The following is a 15,486-nucleotide window of genomic DNA, read 5'->3' on the forward strand; positions in this document are numbered from 1 at the left end:
GAGTCCGGAGAATTAGGGCGAGTCCGGCGAAATTGGAAAACCCCTTGTCCTGAGAAATCAGTGAGATAGAATCCACTCGATTAAGAATGCCGACATTGCCATCTTCTGCTTCTCCCCCTATATTCGCCGTATGAAAATGAGGGCACGCCATGTCTGAACCGCAGCTTTCCATTCGCAGCAGCAAGGCCCGCGATCTCGCCCACGCCCTTTCCCGCCGCACCGGGCAACCGATCAACCGGCTCGTGGAGCTGGCGCTCGAGCGGTACGACCAGGCGCTGCGCGAGGACAAGATCCGCTATCCGATGGACGCCGTTTGGGACCTGGCCGCCGAAGATCGGCGCAACATCCCGGCCGGCACCACGTCGGCGCATGACGAATTCTACGATGAAAACGGCCTGCCAATATGATTGCTGTCGATACCTCGGTCATCATCGCGATCGCGGCGGATGAGCCGGAGGCCGAAGTCTTCAGGCCGCTTGTCGGTCGAGAGCCGGTCATCATAGGCTGGCCGACCTTGTTGGAAGTGCGGATGGTCCTGACTGGCAAAGGTTTTGCCAGCGCAGCGAGAATGATCAAGCAGTTTGCCGAAACACCGAATGTGACGATCGTCGCCTTCGACGAGAAACACTATCGCGCGGCCGAGGACGCGTTTGAGCGGTTCGGCCGCGGTCGTCATCCAGCCGCCCTCAATATGGGTGACTGCTTCTCCTACGCTGTCTCCACGATCGCCAAGGCGCCGCTCTTGTTCAAGGGACACGATTTTGGGCGGACAGATCTTAAATTTCATCCCGCGTCTTCCATGCAATGATGACGCCGAGCCGCGATCCGATCGATAGACGCGCCCACGAGCTTGATACGATCGCCGCCGTGCTGCCGATCGAGCGGCGGGACGAGCTCGCCGAGCTGCTCACTGACCAGGACGTGGAGACGCTGCGTCATCTGGTCAATGAAGGCATGGGCGAGAACACGCTGCGAGCCTTGACCTCCGACCTCGCCTATCTGCAGGCCTGGTCGCTGGCGGCCACCGGCGCTCCCCTCCCCTGGCCGGCGCCGGAAGCCTTGCTCCTGAAATTCGTCGCCCATCACCTGTGGGATCCGGTTAGGCGCGAGGCGGATCCTGCGCACGGCATGCCCGATGTTGTAGACCAGCAGCTCCGCGACCAGGGTTTCCTCCGCGCCAGCGGCCCGCATGCGCCCGACACGGTGCGCCGGCGGCTCGCCAGCTGGTCGACCTTGACGAAATGGCGCGGGCTGGCCGGTACCTTTGCCTCCCCTGCCCTTAAATCAGCGATCCGGCTGGCGGTGCGCGCGACCCCCCGGCCACGAAAGCGAAAGAGCGCAAAGGCGGTCACTTCGGATGTGCTGGCCCGGCTGCTTTCCACCTGCGGTACAGACAGTCTCCGCGATGTCAGGGACCGCGCCATCCTGATGCTCGCTTTCGCTTCCGGCGGCCGCCGCCGCAGCGAGGTCGCTGGACTGCGTTGCGAGCAGTTGTTGATCGAGCCGCCGATTGCCGTCGAGGACGGCCCTTCCCTCCCCTCGCTAGCCATCCATCTCGGCCGCACCAAGACCTCGGGCGCCGATGACGCCGAGGTCGTCTATCTGACCGGTAGGCCGGTGGAGGCATTGAATGCCTGGTTGAAGGCCGCCAGGATCGACACGGGATCGGTGTTCCGCAAGGTCGACCGCTGGGGCAATGTGTCCAGACGGACGCTCGATCCGAAATCGATCAACGATATCGTCAAGAGCCGCGCTGCACTGGCGGGGCTTAATCCCGACGACTATTCGGCGCACGGGCTGCGATCCGGCTATCTCACCGAGGCGGCCAATCGCGGAATTCCATTGCCAGAGGCCATGGAGCAGTCGCGACATCGGTCGGTGCAGCAGGCGTCGAGTTATTACAACAGCGCGACGCGGCGCAGCGGAAGGGCGGCGAGGCTGCTGTGAGGATTGGATACCTCAATACTCGGAACACGATTGGTTGAGCCAAAGCCCACGCAGTGAAATCACCGCAAAAGCGTTGTCCCAACACAATTCGCGTTGCGCGGATTAACAGATCGACAGGATCTGGAATGTTCTCGCGTTGCCCGCTGGCTATCTGAAAAGTCGTTTGATCAAATTAAGAAGGCTGAAACGCCGATGGTGGCCGCTACTATGCCCGCCGTGACTACCGCCACCCAGAAGGCGGCCAAGCCCGCCCGACTTGTGATGTCCTCCGTAGTTGCCATCATGTCCGCCTCCATGGCCACCATGTCGGCTTCCATGACCACCGCCCCAATGACTACCCCCATGGCTGCCGCCATGTCCCGATTTCCTGTGTCCGCCCTTGAAATGATGGCCCATTGAACGTCCTTTCTTCGATTGGTCCTACTGGAATGGATATTTGGGGGCGCGCTTGCGGCAGAAAAAGAGAAATGTTGAGTTTTTTCATATTCTGACGAAATGTTGATGACTGCAAACAAGGCGACCGAACCCGATGGCGGCCAAGTAGACCCTCCGCGCCTGAAAGTCACGATCCCGTAGGCATACACCGGGACAATCAGGACAAGCACAGTCGCCGCGACCACATCGACATAACCTTTGACGATCGCATGGAGCTTGCCCGCAGGCTGCCTAAATGCCGGAACAATCCACGTCGGCCGCCTTTTCACGCACGGCGGTTCTCCCGGCGGTTTCAAAAAACGGAAATGCACCCATATTGTCAAAACGACAAAACACCGTGCCGCCTGCAATCATCCGGGAGACATGCCAGTGACGAACAAGTTGAGCCTCGAAATCCCAGTTCTTCTTCCAGACGTTGCCGACGCGGCCGATGCCTGCGTGGCGCGGCTCGTGTCCGATATCGGCGCGCGGGAAGGCGTCGAAAACGTCCATGTGGTGCCGGCCGCAGGCGATGCGCCCGCGAAGATTTGCGTTCACTTCGATCCCGAAACCGTGCCGCTATCGCGGGTCCGCGAGATCGCCAGGGCAGCGGGCGCCAGCATCACCGAACGCTTCGGACACGTGAACTGGCAGGTCAGCGGCGTCGGGCACGAACGACGCGCCCGAACGGTTGCCGAAAAGCTGCGCTCGATCAACGGGGTCATTCAGGCGGACGCAAGCTCGTCCGGATCGGTTCACGTCGAATTCGACCGGGAAGCCGTATCGGAGCAGGCGGTTGCCGAAGCCCTACGGAGCCTCGGGGTCGAGCGATCGGAGAAGGCTTCGGGAACGCCGTCAAAGGGCGACGACGCGCATGCCGGACATGACCATGGTCCCGGCGAGACGAAACACAGCGAGGGAGACGGCCACGACCATTCCCATGCGGATTTCCTCGGCCCCAATACGGAGCTGATCTTTGCATTGGCGAGCGGAGCGCTGCTCGGGATAGGCGTCCTCATCGAAAAACTCGTTGCCGGCGCGCCGGGATGGTTGCCGACGACCTGCTATATCGCGGCGTATTTCTTCGGCGGCTTTTTCACGGTGCGAGAGGCCATCGACAACCTGCGCATGAAGCGTTTCGAGATCGACACGCTGATGCTGGTCGCGGCGGCCGGTGCGGCGGCGCTCGGCGCGTTTGCGGAAGGGGCGCTGCTGCTCTTTCTGTTCAGCCTCGGTCATGCGCTCGAACATTATGCCATGGGTCGGGCGAAACGGGCGATCGAGGCGCTGGCGGAGCTTGCGCCCTCCGTCGCCACGGTTCGACGCGACGGCCAGACCAGCGAAATCCCGGTGGAGGAACTGGTCGTCGGCGACACGGTTATCGTCCGCCCGAACGAACGGCTTGCAGCGGACGGGTTCTTGACCAAGGGCAATTCGAGCATCAACCAGGCGCCCGTGACCGGCGAGAGCATTCCGGTCGACAAGCGGCCGGTTGAGGACGCCGCCGCGGCCCGCGCCAGGCCCGATGCCGTTGACGGCAACTCGCGCGTCTTCGCCGGCACGATCAACGGCTCGGGGGCAATCGAAATCGAGGTGACGCGCCGCTCCAACGAAACGGCGCTTGCCAAGGTCGTCAAGATGGTGAGCGAGGCTGAATCCCAGAAGTCTCCGACCCAGCGGTTCACAGAGAAATTCGAGCGCATCTTCGTGCCGGCGGTTCTGGCGCTGGCCGTGCTGATGCTGTTCGGCTGGGTGGTGATCGACGAGCCGTTCCGCGACAGTTTCTACCGCGCCATGGCCGTGCTGGTCGCGGCCAGTCCCTGCGCGCTGGCGATCGCCACGCCCAGCGCGGTGCTGTCGGGCGTCGCGCGCGCGGCGCGTGGCGGTGTGCTGGTGAAAGGCGGCGGCCCGCTCGAAAATCTCGGCTCGCTGACCGCCATCGCCTTCGACAAGACCGGGACGTTGACCGAAGGCAAGCCGCGCATCACCGACATCGTCACGGCAGACGGCGTGACGGAGGAGGAGCTGCTGTCCATGGCGGTCGCGGTCGAAAGCCTCAGCGATCACCCGCTTGCCGAAGCCATCGTTCGCGACGGCAAGGAAAAGCTGGGCGGCAGGGACATCGCCAGTGCGTCCGACCTGAACAGCCTCACGGGCCGCGGCGTCACGGCACGGCTCGATGGCCAGACGGTGTGGATCGGCAAGGCGGAAATGTTCGGCGCCGAAGGCATACCGCCGCTCGGTGCGGCGATGACCGAGGCGGTGGCCGGCCTGCGCGAGCGCGGGCGCACGACGATGGTCATCCGGCAGGGCGATCGCGACATCGGCGTCATCGGACTGATGGACACGCCACGGGCTGCCGCGCGCGATGCGCTGAAAACCATGCACGACATCGGGATCACCCGCATGATCATGATCTCCGGCGACAACCAGAAGGTCGCGGAAGCGATCGCCAAGGATGTCGGGCTCGACGAGGCATGGGGCGATCTCATGCCCGAAGACAAGGTGGAGGCCATCAAGAAGCTGCGCTCGGAAGGCAAGGTGGCGATGGTCGGCGACGGCGTCAACGACGCTCCCGCCATGGCGAGCGCGACAGTCGGCATCGCCATGGGCGCGGCCGGCTCGGACGTCGCGCTGGAAACCGCCGACGTGGCGCTCATGGCCGACGATCTCTCGCACCTGCCCTTCGCGGTCGGCCTCAGCCGGCAGACCCGATCGATCATCCGGCAGAACGTCTTCGTCAGCCTCGGCATCGTCGCCGTGCTGATCCCCGCCACGATCTTCGGTCTGGGGATCGGTCCCGCGGTCGCGGTGCATGAAGGCTCGACGCTTCTGGTCGTCTTCAACGCCCTTCGCCTGCTCGCCTATCGCGATCCGCACCGGCGCGGCGGGCCGTCTGCCACACGCCAGCCGGCGGCGGCCTGATGGAGAAGACGGGGATGAGCAGGGCTGGAGATCGAGACCTGCAGGACCTCGACTGCTTGATCGTCGGCGGCGGCCCTGCCGGCCTGACAGCCGCGATCTATCTGTCGCGCTATCGCCGCAAGGTCGTTGTCATCGACGATGGCAACAGCCGGGCCAAATGGATCCCGCGCTCCCACAACCATGCCGGCTTTCCGGATGGCATCGGCGGCGAGGAACTGCTGGAACGGATGCGGGTGCAGGCGCAGCGCTACGGAACGCGGATCATCGCGGGACGCATCGACACGATCGAAGGCGAGTGGGGCTGTTTCACCGCCGAAGGTAGCGGTCTGTCACTGAAGGCGCGCACCGTCCTCCTGGCTACGGGTACGGAAAACCGGCGGCCGGATATCGATCCGCAGACACATCGGGAGGCGCTCGACCGGGGGCAGTTGCGTTATTGTCCGGTATGCGACGGTTTCGAGGCGACCGATTGCGCCATCGGGGTGATCGGAGCGGACGGACGGGGCGTCGCGGAGGCCCTGTTCCTCAGCACCTATTCCTCGAATATCACAATTCTCGCCGTCGAGGCCGCCGAGATCGCGCCGGAAGACCGCTCTCTGCTGGCAAACATGGGGATCGAGATCGAACCGCATCCTCTGCTGCGGCTAGAGTTCACCGGCAAACAGGTCATCGCGCACTTGAAGAACGGCGAGACCCGCGGATTTGACACCGTCTATCCTGCATTGGGTTCGGATTCGAACGATCAGTTGGCCACGGTTCTCGGTATCGAGATGGGGGACGGCTGTTGTATCGCCGTGGACCAGAAGCAACGCACCAGCCGGCAGGGCGTCTATGCCGCGGGCGACATCGTCTACGCGCTCGACCAGATCAGCGTGGCGATGGGCCACGCCGCGATCGCGGCGACGACGCTGCATAACGATCTGCGCGAGCAGGAGGGTCGCACTGCCGGGTCCTGAAGCTGGACAAAACGATGACACCGAGTGCGTTTCCGTCGCTGTCGTGACCGGGAAAGACGAGAGTTCGATCAAGAACGCTATCAAATTCGGTACCAGCGAAAACTCCCTGCTCTCAGATCTCTTCCCCAAGTCTCGCAAATGTCGCCATAAAGGCTACCCGGCTCTCCGGTTCACCGGCGTGTTAGCGCGCACCAGCGACATCAGCATCGGGCCAATGGCGAATTGCCCGTCGTCGGTGCGCCGCGTCAGATCGCGCAGGTATCCACCCGCCGAATTGATATGCCCACCACGCTCCAAAATGCAGGCCATCACGGTCGCCGCGTTCTCCGGTCCCATTGTCGAGCAAGCGTCCTGGTACGCCGACGGGCTGACCCCGAGCATCGATCGAACGACGACAGCGGCGCTCATCAGGTCACGCCAACTGCTGACCTGGCCGCCCGGGCCATAGTCCGAAATCTGCGGGCAAGCCTGAAGGACCAGTCCGAGCGGGAACGATTTCAGCTCGCCGCCCTCTCCCGCCGGCCGACCCGGCTTCAGCGCCCCACTCGACGGCTCGGCTCGATCCGCTGGCTTTGCCCCCTGCTTCGTTTCGAAAGCTGGTTCAAGTTCATAAGTGGATTCGGGATTTGAATTCTGTATGTGGCGCTCAATTTGAGACTCATTGGCGTGCATTTTTTGTGTTTTTTGCTGCATCTCCAGCATGTTAACAATCTCGTCGCGAAGCATCGTCATCTCGTCGAGCGCCGAGGACAGATGCTCTATCCCCGCGACACGCGGAATGCTGGCGACAATCTCACGGAACATGCAGGTAATCTTGCCCCAATCGCCAGTAGCGCCCTCCTCTATCGCGGCGGCAATGAGTTTGGCGACGTCGCGGCGGCAAATCGTCATGCGCTCCCGCGTGATGCGAAGCAGTTCGCGGTCCGCGACTGCTTGGGCTGCCAGAGCCTCGATCTCGGTTATTCTCGCCAGCAATGGCGCGAGCGAGAAGCCGAAAGCCTCGGAAACCTCGCCTTCCCTGTCGCGGCGGGCATATCTCTTGCCGTTGGCGCTGTCTTTGCGCAGGATCAGCCCAGCTTCCACCAGCACAGCGAGATGCCGCCGTAGCGTCGCCGGGGTCATACCTCTCGCTCGAAGCGATAGCTGTGCGTTTGAAGGAAACACGATCAAGCCAGCTTCCTGGGAGAGCTCGTCAGCCGGGTAGAACGTCAGGAGCGCGTCCAGAACCGTCAGTGCGCGATCCGACACGCCAAGCGCGGGCCTGGCTTCGCAGACGGCACGGAATAGCTTCCACTTGCTGCGGGTAACTCCCGGTTCGATCTTCTCGGCCAACTGTTGGCTTGCCAACATGCCAAGCGTCATCGGCCGCCGCCCAAAGGGCGTCGTCACATTTCCACGCTCCATTTCCTTCACCTTTCAAAAGGCAAAAGAAATCCGCTCACCAAAACGGTGCCAAAGACTCTTGACTGCGATTCCGGGAAATGCGATTCTCAGTCTGCTAGAACTTCGAGAAGGGCTTCCACGGGCGACCGATTGGGGGCCTTTTTCTTTTGCTGTTTATCCTTCGTCAGTTTCGGTTGATGATAAAAACTCTTGGTGCAATCGCTCCAGGTTGTCGGCTATGAAGCGGCCAAATTTGGCTGCATTCCCCGCCTTGAGCGCGATCGAATAGCTCTTGCCGGCGCCTTTAAACTCGGCACGAACCGAGGCATCGCCTGCCTGCCATTCGCCGGTTTTTTTTGAGCGTTTTGCTGGCTGCTCCGCTTTCCGGATCTCAACGACGAGAAAGTCAAAACGGGCATCGGACTCCAACGCCGAAAACCTTGCGTCTTCTACCAACGTGGCGACCAACGCTCTTGTTGATGGCTTCTCGATCCTCTGCGCGAAGTCGATCCACCTATCGCGGCCGACCGATTTCGAAGGACCGATTTTCCCAACGATGGCCTCGGGCACCCGGTTGGACACCGATAGCATGCGCGTCAGCATGGGGGCATCGACTGCAAGTGCGGCCTGGATCGTTGGCTTGTCGTAGTTCAAGTCCAGCAAGCGCTGCGCAAACATTGACCGCTCGATAAACGACAGGTTCTCTCGAGCGGAGTTTTCCTGTCCTTGCGCGATTACATGATCGGCATCGGAAATGTCCTTGACGACGGCTCGGACCTTCCGGTTGAGGTCTTTTGCTGCCTTGGCGCGTCGATGACCAAAAACGATCTGGAATCGACCACCGGATGACGGGTGAGGGCGCACGAGGATGGGCGTATCCTGCCCACGGTCTCGAATAGCTCCAACCAGCTCCGTGTAGGCCGCGTCGTCCTCGCCCATGCGATCAGAGACGAAAGAGCCGTCGAGGTCGGCGGGGTCGATCTCGACCACCAACTCACCAGCAAGGCTCTGCTCTGCAAGAGCGGCTTTTTCTGCCAGCTCGTTCAATGAGCTGATCATTGAACGGGAAGCACCTTTTGCCGCGTATTCCGGCTTTGCCTTTCGCTCGGCCTGGTCAGTCCGCGGGGCAGTGATATTTGCGAATACGTCCCTACGTGCCATCACCAACTCCTCCAAGCAGCGAACCTGTTGAATTCATTTGCGAATATAGCCATTTGTACGGCTGACAATTTATCAACCATTCCGACGCCCCCACGCTTTGTTCAGAAGCTCGATAATTTCAGCGTTGACGGCATCCATAGACTCGCGGGCGCGGTCATAGGTGGATGGCGTGAACTGTGAACGCTCGACCTCATAGAGGGTCTGTTTCGTCAATCCGGCATCCGAGATCGCCGTCGACTTGACCATGTGGTTCCGCATCATCTGTGCAGCGAACATGCTCTGCATGAAGCCGACCATTTGCTGCTGCGGAATGTCCGTAGGCTCGTACCGCGTAACGAGATAGCGAAACCAGTCGAGGCTGACGTTGACGCCGACGGCTTCCACCGACTTCAAAATGTTGCCAAGCATCAACAGAAACTGCGACATCGACATGATGTCGAGCATTTGAGGGTGGACAGTGATCAGCACCGACGTCGCAGCTGTCAGTGCCGTCAGCGTGAGATAGCCAAGCTGGGGAGGGCAGTCGATGACGACCACATCGTAGCGATCATCGACCTCGGAGAGGGCGTCTCCAATACGGGTGTAGAAAAGCTTGCCCGCATTTGAATCCTTCCTCTGCATGGCAATAGGCGTCTCGTACTCGTATTCTTGCAGTTCGAGATTTGCAGGGACGACATCAAGGTTGGGGAAATTCGTCAGCTGGATCACGTCTGTGATCGAGCGACGCTCGTCATCATAGCGCAGCGCCTCGTAAAGCGACGCTTTTTCGTCCAGCTCAGGCTGGATCCCGTACAGCGCTGTCAGCGATGCCTGGGGATCGAGATCGACAGCAAGAACACGGTAGCCGCGCAACGCCAAATACTGTGAAAGGTGGGCGGCCGTCGTTGTCTTGCCGGAGCCGCCTTTAAAATTGACGACCGCGATAACCTGCAGGCGTTCGTTTTCCTTGCGGTGTGGTACTCGGTCGAGGAGGGCGCGAAGATCATTGATCTGGTCAGCAGTGTAATATCGCCGCCCCGTGGAAGTCGTGGTGGGCTCGACGCCCTTGCCCTGCAGGTGGAGCTTCTTGAGATAGCTCTGAGACACGCCGACGAAATCGGCAACCTCGGCCAGCGAGAACTGGCGGAGATTCTTCTGCGCGTTCGGCGGGAACTTCTCCTGCCTCAGCATGTCGAGTTTGGACGAGATGTCGCCACCCTGTTCAAGGATGGTATCTGCAAAACCCGGCACTTTCTCAGAAGTGGCCATTTTCACGCTCATTTTGAAATCCGCTATCAGTCCCGATATTTTGGCGACTTCGCACCAATTATCGGGACAATGCTCCGATTCCGTCTTTGTGGCAAGGAAAAGAGGGTTAATCAAAAGTTAACGCGCTCCGAGACTTAGTTGACAAGATTCCGGCGGAAAGGAAATAGATGAAGCGAGGGGAGGGGAGGGCTTCCACAATTAAGCTCCTGGTTTTGGTTGGCCACTCAATCGGCCCAGCCATTTATCGGTCTTCCGAGACAATCTCGCTTCGCGCTCTATGCTGTGATTCATATTCCGCTCCGACATGGAAATTTGCTGACCTATTACCGAATCGCCGTAACCCTGACGGAATCAGCCGCGACTCGCGAGGTGCAAAACTGCATGTGGACTTCACGCGGCCATTGGGTCTGTATGCTCGCGCACGCCACCGAGGCTTCAATGCTTTCGCCTCGTCCGCAAACTCGAGGACGCATTTGGCGACCGCATTTGCATTGCCGCTCAAGGAACGCGGTGCGTGGAAGAGATCATTTGATCGACAATCCTTTCGTGTGCGTCTGCCGAAGCGTTTCGGCCTGCTTAAGCGCCGCCGCCGTACGCTCCTTGGCGGCCAACTGCTGGACGGTCCTGATCGTATCCCATGCACACCGAAGGTCATTCTTCTGCGCCGGCTTCATACCTGTTGATATTGTCTCGAACGCCTTCCCGTTCGCGGTCTTGGCGTCCAGAGGCAGGAAGGCACGCTCACCGAAGCGCTCGGCGACGACCTTGGCAAAGCCATCGAGCTCGGCTTTGACCATTTTGTCGGCCAAGGCAAACTCGAGACCGGCGGCGATGTCGTGTCGATCGAGCGCCGCTCGCACATGTTCGAGTACCTGCTTTGCGGGTGCGGAAAGGGCAGGGATGTCGAGCGAGAGCCTGGCGCGGATCGCGCGTTCGTCCTCCTCATAGCGAACTGCCGCCTGCGCGCGCTTGTCAATGAAGCGTTGAAGATCGCGGGCGAGGGCAGGGGCGTTGACAAGGGCTGTATCGCGGGCTCGCTTCTCGACGTTCCCCGCAAAGCAACCTGTCTTGCCTTTCAGCTTGCCAAAGCTTTCCGGTTGCTCGGCGATCGTCGCGATTATCGCCTTCGCGGCCGCCTCATTCACCAGCATGATGTCGACATCGACCGCTTTGAACGCGGCCTGCGGATCGGCGTAGACATAGTGGAACCGCGCGGAGATCTCCTGCCAATCGGCTTTTAAATCAGGATCGGCGGAGAGCTTGTTTTCGACCGTCTGGCCAATGGAGTTCTCGAAAGTCGTCGTGCCCGGGACCATCGGCTTAGCCTCCTTGATTGACGGTGATGGAAAGAGGGTTGGCTTTGCCGAGCGGGAGCCCAGCTTCTCCGCCGCTGCGAAAAGACGAACGCCGAGCTCGGCAAGCTTGGTGGCTTGCCGGACGGTCCACTGCAGCTGGTCGTGGGCGATTGTGCGAGCAACGTGGACCAGGTTCAGGCCACGGGCTTCGGCAAAGCGAAGGGCCTGCGCGTAAAGGCGCCCGCCAGTATAGTCGAGCGTCGTCTCCTTTGCATTGGAGCGAGAGAGTAGCTGGATCAGCCCGCCCGCCTTGGCAAAGGATCGAGCGCCGTAATAGACGTTGAGCTCCTCGCGGTGGCGGGTCATCGCGACATAGGTCAGGTGCCGGTCGAGGGAGAGGGTGGCGAGGACCTTGACCTGATCGACGGTGGCTCCCTGGCTCTTGTGCACCGTGATGGCGTAACCATGGTCGACGTTGTTGTAGAAGCGCTGCTCGACGCTCACTTGACGGACATGATCACCGTCTCCGATCTCTGCGACGAGCCGACCAGGCGATGCTTCAACGACCTTGGCCAGCATGCCGTTCTTGACGCCAAGCGAACCTTCGTTTTTCAGGAACACGATCTGATCGCCCGCCGCGAACTTCCTGCTGCCGTCAACCGTCTCAAAGGCATGACCACCGTCGACGATTCCGCGCTCGACCAATTTCTCACGCGCACGCGCGTTGAGCGTTCGCACGTCTCGGCGCAAATGCGCCAGTATGAGGGAAGACTTGGCTGTATCGTAATCACGGCTCCAATCGGCGATCAGGCTACTGATAGCGTCGTCCTTGACATCCGCGCCAACGAAGCGGCCCGCGGCCTGATAGGCCTCGACAGCCGCGCCGATCTTGCCGCGGGCCAGGTCGAGGGAGGCATCGCGCATCCATTGCTCGCGCTGGCGATAGATCGTCTCGAGTTCCGCATAGCCGATCCGCTCGGAGATGGCGCGGAAGGCAGCGCCGGCTTCGATTGGCTGAAGCTGTTCAGGATCCCCGATCAGGACGAGTTTGGCCCCCGTCGTCGTGACCGCTTCGACGAAGCGCGCCATCTGCCGGGACGAGACCATGCCGGCCTCGTCGAGGACGAAGACGGTCTTGTCATCGAGCCGGTCCCGGTCCCGCTCCTGATCCCATCGCAGCGCCCAGGCCGATAGCGTGCGGGAGGCCATCCCCGCTTCCTTCTCCAGCCCCTCGGCCGCCTTGCCCGCCAACGCGCCGCCGACGACGCGATATCCGGCCGCCTCCCAGGCTTCGCGCGCCGCCTTCATCATCGTGGTCTTGCCGGCGCCGGCGCGCCCAATCACCGCGGCGATCCGCTCCGGCCCGGCAACATATTCGATCGCGGTCTTCTGTTCGTCCGACAGGCGGTCATGGCGAGAGAAGACGCCGTTCAGGACCGCTGGCTTGACGGCGTGAGAGGAGCGCTGCGACAGCCAGATCGCCTGATTGGCCATCTGAGATTCAACGCGGATCAGCTCGCGCGTCGTGTACTTCGCCGCTGCTCGGACGCCGGTGGCGAGATCTATACGCTCACGGTCGAGCCGTAGCGTATGCGGGCTCTGCAGGATCCGCGCCATCAGGTTCTGGAAGAGGCTCGCATCGTCGATATAGCGATAGAGGACCTTGGCGACATCGCGTTCCTCGAAGACGCTCTTCTCGCGGGTGATGAGGTCCAGCACGATCTCCGGATCGCGCTGGATACGCCGTGCATTCTCGGCGCGGCGTTCTTCCTGCAGCTCCAACCGCTCGAGCGCGACCTTCTCTTCCCCGGCGTCGCCTTTCCGTTCGATCGCCTTGGTCCCGACGCCGAGATGGATGGTCGGTGTCAGCTCGATCTTTTGCTTCTCGAAAGAGCGGCCATCGACACGGATATCGAGACCGGCGAGCGCCAGATGCTGGTTCTGGATCGCAAACCATCCATCGCGAAAGGCGTTGAAGTCGTCGGCTCCGCCGGCCCATAGTTCGTAGACGATCTTGCCGGCATCGTTACGAACAGGATTGCCGTCAGCTCCCAAGACCGCGACCTTCTTGGCGCCGAACCCGTCCTCCGTCAGCGGCCGCAAGGTTGTCATCAGATGGATATGCGGATTGCCGGGAGCATCGTGAAAGACCCAATCGGCGACCATGCCCTTGGCGGTGATGTGCCGCTCGACGAAGTCGCGGACGAGCGCGATGTTCTGATCGGCGGTGAGCTCGATCGGCAGGGCGATGGTCACATCCTTGGCAAGCTGCGCATCGCTCCGCTTCTCGAAGGCCTCGACCTTGTTCCAGAAGGCTTCCGAGGCGCCGGCGACCGAACGATCGGCGATCATCTCCCGCAGCCATTCCGGCGCCTCTTCCGGAATAACGAACTCCTCATGCAGCAGCCCTTGCTTGCGGGAATAGTCGATCGTTCGCGCTTCCCGCTCGAACTCCATCTTGGTGCAATGCCGGTAGGCCGCCGACAGCACGGCGCTGCGGCCGGAGCCGCGCGCAACGATGCTGACTGAGAAATGCGGGACGGCCATGACGAGAACGAGCTCCTGAGATCGAACGAAATCAAACTGTTCGTCGGGAGCGGATGCCTCTCCAAGGCCCTTGAGCAAGGCGTCGCGTCAGCGACGTATAATTGCGCCCTTCGGATCCGCTCCTTCGGAACGGCGGGATCATTCGCCGAAAGCTGGCGCTTTGGCGAGGTGCAACGTTGCACCTTTCCAGCGGGAGAAAATTCGGGGCAAGGTTCGTCTTCATCGGATCGAAAGCCACGAGGAAGCGACGCCCATGAAGAAGCCAACCGCCAAAATCCGGGAGGAGATTGCTCGCTTGCAGGAGCAGCTCAAGCAGGCCGAAACACGTGATGCCGAGCGCATCGGGCGTATCGCGCTGCGTGCGGGGATCGGAGAGATCGAGGTCGAAGAAGCTGATCTTCTGTCGGCATTCGAAGAGGTTGCGAGCCAGTTTCGCGGAGGAAAGAAACTCGGCCAGGGACGCAAGCCTGAAACCACGCCGCCGAACGGCGCTGGCGAGGTTGCGGGCCAATCTGCGGAGACTTGAGCGGATGCAAAAGATGACAGCGACTGAAGCCCGCACGAAGGACACGAGGGAGAAGATCGCGCTTGGAGGCCTGATCGTCAAGGCGGGCTTGCGCTATAAGAAACGGGCGCTGCTGCTCGGGCTTCTGATCGATGCCAGCTGACCTGCCACTGAAGTTTCATCCGGCTGCGATTAGAGCCTCGGCAGTGATGAACCGCCCCCAAACATTCGACCAGCGGAGGCTGGAGTTTTCCGGTGCTCTGATCCCCAAAAACTGGATCGTTTTTGATTGGAGTTTTTCGCGCTAAATTCCCGGCTGGAAGCATCGAATTTTTCGGGCGCCCAGAAGGCGTTCATCTTGCAGCAGGGTGATGACGGTGTGCCTGTCGCGGAGATTTGCCGCAAGGCGGGGATCAGTCAGGCGACCTATTTCAATTGGCGTAAGAAGTATGCGGGCCTGCTGCCCGACGAGATGCGCCGCCTGAAGGCACTGGAGGACGAGAACAGTCGGCTGAAGAAGATCGTCGCCGACCTGACGCTGGATCGCGAGATGCTTCAGGACGTCATCCGCCGAAAGCTTTAAGGCCTGCCCGCAAGCGCAAGCTGATCGACGGGATGCTGGTGGATTGGGGTATCTCGATCCGACGGGCCTGCAAGGCCCTGACGTTCGACATCTCGACCTACCACTATAAATCCCGCAGAACCGGGCAGGCCCCTCTTGAAAGACGGATCAGAGAGATTTGCGAGACGCGTGTTCGCTAAGGATATCGCCGCGTCCATATCCACCTGCGCCGTGATGGATGGACGATCAACATGAAGAAAACACGCAGGATTTACAGCGAGTTAGGTCTGCAGTTGCGCAACAAGCATCCCAAGCGGCGCGTAAAGGCAAAGCTCAGGGATGACCGCCAGGTCGCGGTTGGTCCCAATGATGTCTGGGCGATGGATTTCGTTCACGACCAGCTCGCGACGGGCAAGAAACTGCGCATCTTGACCATTGTCGACACGCGTGTCAATGCCGCGTGAATTTTCCTCAAAAGTGCCGAAGTAAAATTCCCCACTTATGCCGTTGTGGACGCCAGGGAGAATTGCGGACTTTTCGGTG

The 15,486-nt window shown here is 61.0% G+C and carries 11 protein-coding genes and 2 pseudogenes; 8 read left to right on the forward strand and 5 right to left on the reverse strand.

What is annotated here, in order from left to right; all coding sequences use genetic code 11:
- Window positions 1-149 precede the first annotated feature (149 nt).
- Genes GGQ67_RS24185 through GGQ67_RS24195 form a run of 3 tightly spaced genes read left to right on the forward strand, consistent with a single transcriptional unit; the run spans window position 150 to window position 1,947 of the window.
- Entirely contained in the window at window positions 150-407 is a 258-nt protein-coding gene (locus GGQ67_RS24185; RefSeq protein WP_183902657.1) for a type II toxin-antitoxin system VapB family antitoxin, read from the forward strand.
- Window positions 404-808 carry a type II toxin-antitoxin system VapC family toxin gene (locus GGQ67_RS24190; protein ID WP_183902658.1) on the forward strand — a complete coding sequence of 135 codons (405 nt, stop codon included), beginning with the start codon at window positions 404-406 and terminating at the stop codon, window positions 806-808. Before GGQ67_RS24185 ends, GGQ67_RS24190 begins: the two co-directional genes overlap by 4 nt.
- Complete coding sequence (locus GGQ67_RS24195) at window positions 805-1,947, forward strand: tyrosine-type recombinase/integrase (protein WP_183902659.1); 1,143 nt, start codon at window positions 805-807, stop codon at window positions 1,945-1,947. The genes GGQ67_RS24190 and GGQ67_RS24195 overlap by 4 nt, the downstream gene beginning before the upstream one ends.
- A gap of 167 nt (window positions 1,948-2,114) precedes the next feature.
- Here the strand turns inward: GGQ67_RS24195 and GGQ67_RS24200 are convergent, their stop codons facing one another.
- Window positions 2,115-2,651: a hypothetical protein gene (locus GGQ67_RS24200; RefSeq protein WP_183902660.1), complete on the reverse strand. Its 537-nt coding sequence runs from the start codon at window positions 2,649-2,651 to the stop codon at window positions 2,115-2,117.
- Window positions 2,652-2,751: 100 nt separating this feature from the next.
- Between GGQ67_RS24200 and GGQ67_RS24205 the strand changes: the two genes are divergently transcribed.
- Both GGQ67_RS24205 and GGQ67_RS24210 read left to right on the forward strand, forming a co-directional pair.
- Window positions 2,752-5,286, forward strand: a complete 2,535-nt coding sequence (locus GGQ67_RS24205; protein WP_183902661.1) for a heavy metal translocating P-type ATPase — start codon at window positions 2,752-2,754, stop codon at window positions 5,284-5,286.
- 56 nt (window positions 5,287-5,342) lie between these two features.
- The gene (locus GGQ67_RS24210) at window positions 5,343-6,242 is read left to right on the forward strand and encodes an NAD(P)/FAD-dependent oxidoreductase (protein ID WP_210279782.1); all 900 of its coding nucleotides are present in this window, start codon (window positions 5,343-5,345) and stop codon (window positions 6,240-6,242) included.
- Between the two features lie 153 nt (window positions 6,243-6,395).
- Here the strand turns inward: GGQ67_RS24210 and repC are convergent, their stop codons facing one another.
- From repC to traA, 4 genes are all read right to left on the reverse strand, one after another.
- Window positions 6,396-7,646: a plasmid replication protein RepC gene (gene repC, locus GGQ67_RS24215; RefSeq protein WP_183902663.1), complete on the reverse strand. Its 1,251-nt coding sequence runs from the start codon at window positions 7,644-7,646 to the stop codon at window positions 6,396-6,398.
- Window positions 7,647-7,799: 153 nt separating this feature from the next.
- On the reverse strand, window positions 7,800-8,786 hold the full coding sequence (gene repB / locus GGQ67_RS24220) for a plasmid partitioning protein RepB (protein ID WP_183902664.1): 987 nt from the start codon (window positions 8,784-8,786) through the stop codon (window positions 7,800-7,802).
- Window positions 8,787-8,858: 72 nt separating this feature from the next.
- Window positions 8,859-10,034 (reverse strand): plasmid partitioning protein RepA, encoded by a 1,176-nt coding sequence (gene repA, locus GGQ67_RS24225; RefSeq protein ID WP_183902667.1) that lies wholly within the window; start codon window positions 10,032-10,034, stop codon window positions 8,859-8,861.
- A 524-nt stretch (window positions 10,035-10,558) separates the two neighbouring features.
- Window positions 10,559-13,876 carry a Ti-type conjugative transfer relaxase TraA gene (gene traA / locus GGQ67_RS24230; protein ID WP_183902665.1) on the reverse strand — a complete coding sequence of 1,106 codons (3,318 nt, stop codon included), beginning with the start codon at window positions 13,874-13,876 and terminating at the stop codon, window positions 10,559-10,561.
- Window positions 13,877-14,129: 253 nt separating this feature from the next.
- Here traA and traC point away from each other — a divergent pair, with 253 nt between their 5' ends.
- The 3 genes and pseudogenes from traC to GGQ67_RS24245 all read left to right on the forward strand — a co-directional run.
- Window positions 14,130-14,402, forward strand: coding sequence for a conjugal transfer protein TraC (traC, locus tag GGQ67_RS24235; RefSeq protein WP_183902666.1), 273 nt, complete (start codon window positions 14,130-14,132; stop codon window positions 14,400-14,402).
- A gap of 4 nt (window positions 14,403-14,406) precedes the next feature.
- A pseudogene (traD, locus tag GGQ67_RS24240) lies at window positions 14,407-14,541 on the forward strand (conjugal transfer protein TraD); the annotation flags it as partial.
- 156 nt (window positions 14,542-14,697) lie between these two features.
- A pseudogene (locus GGQ67_RS24245) lies at window positions 14,698-15,389 on the forward strand (transposase); the annotation flags it as partial.
- Window positions 15,390-15,486 lie beyond the last annotated feature (97 nt).

This window comes from Rhizobium metallidurans (assembly GCF_014196505.1).
In the GTDB taxonomy this organism is placed as follows: Bacteria; Pseudomonadota; Alphaproteobacteria; order Rhizobiales; family Rhizobiaceae; genus Rhizobium; species Rhizobium metallidurans.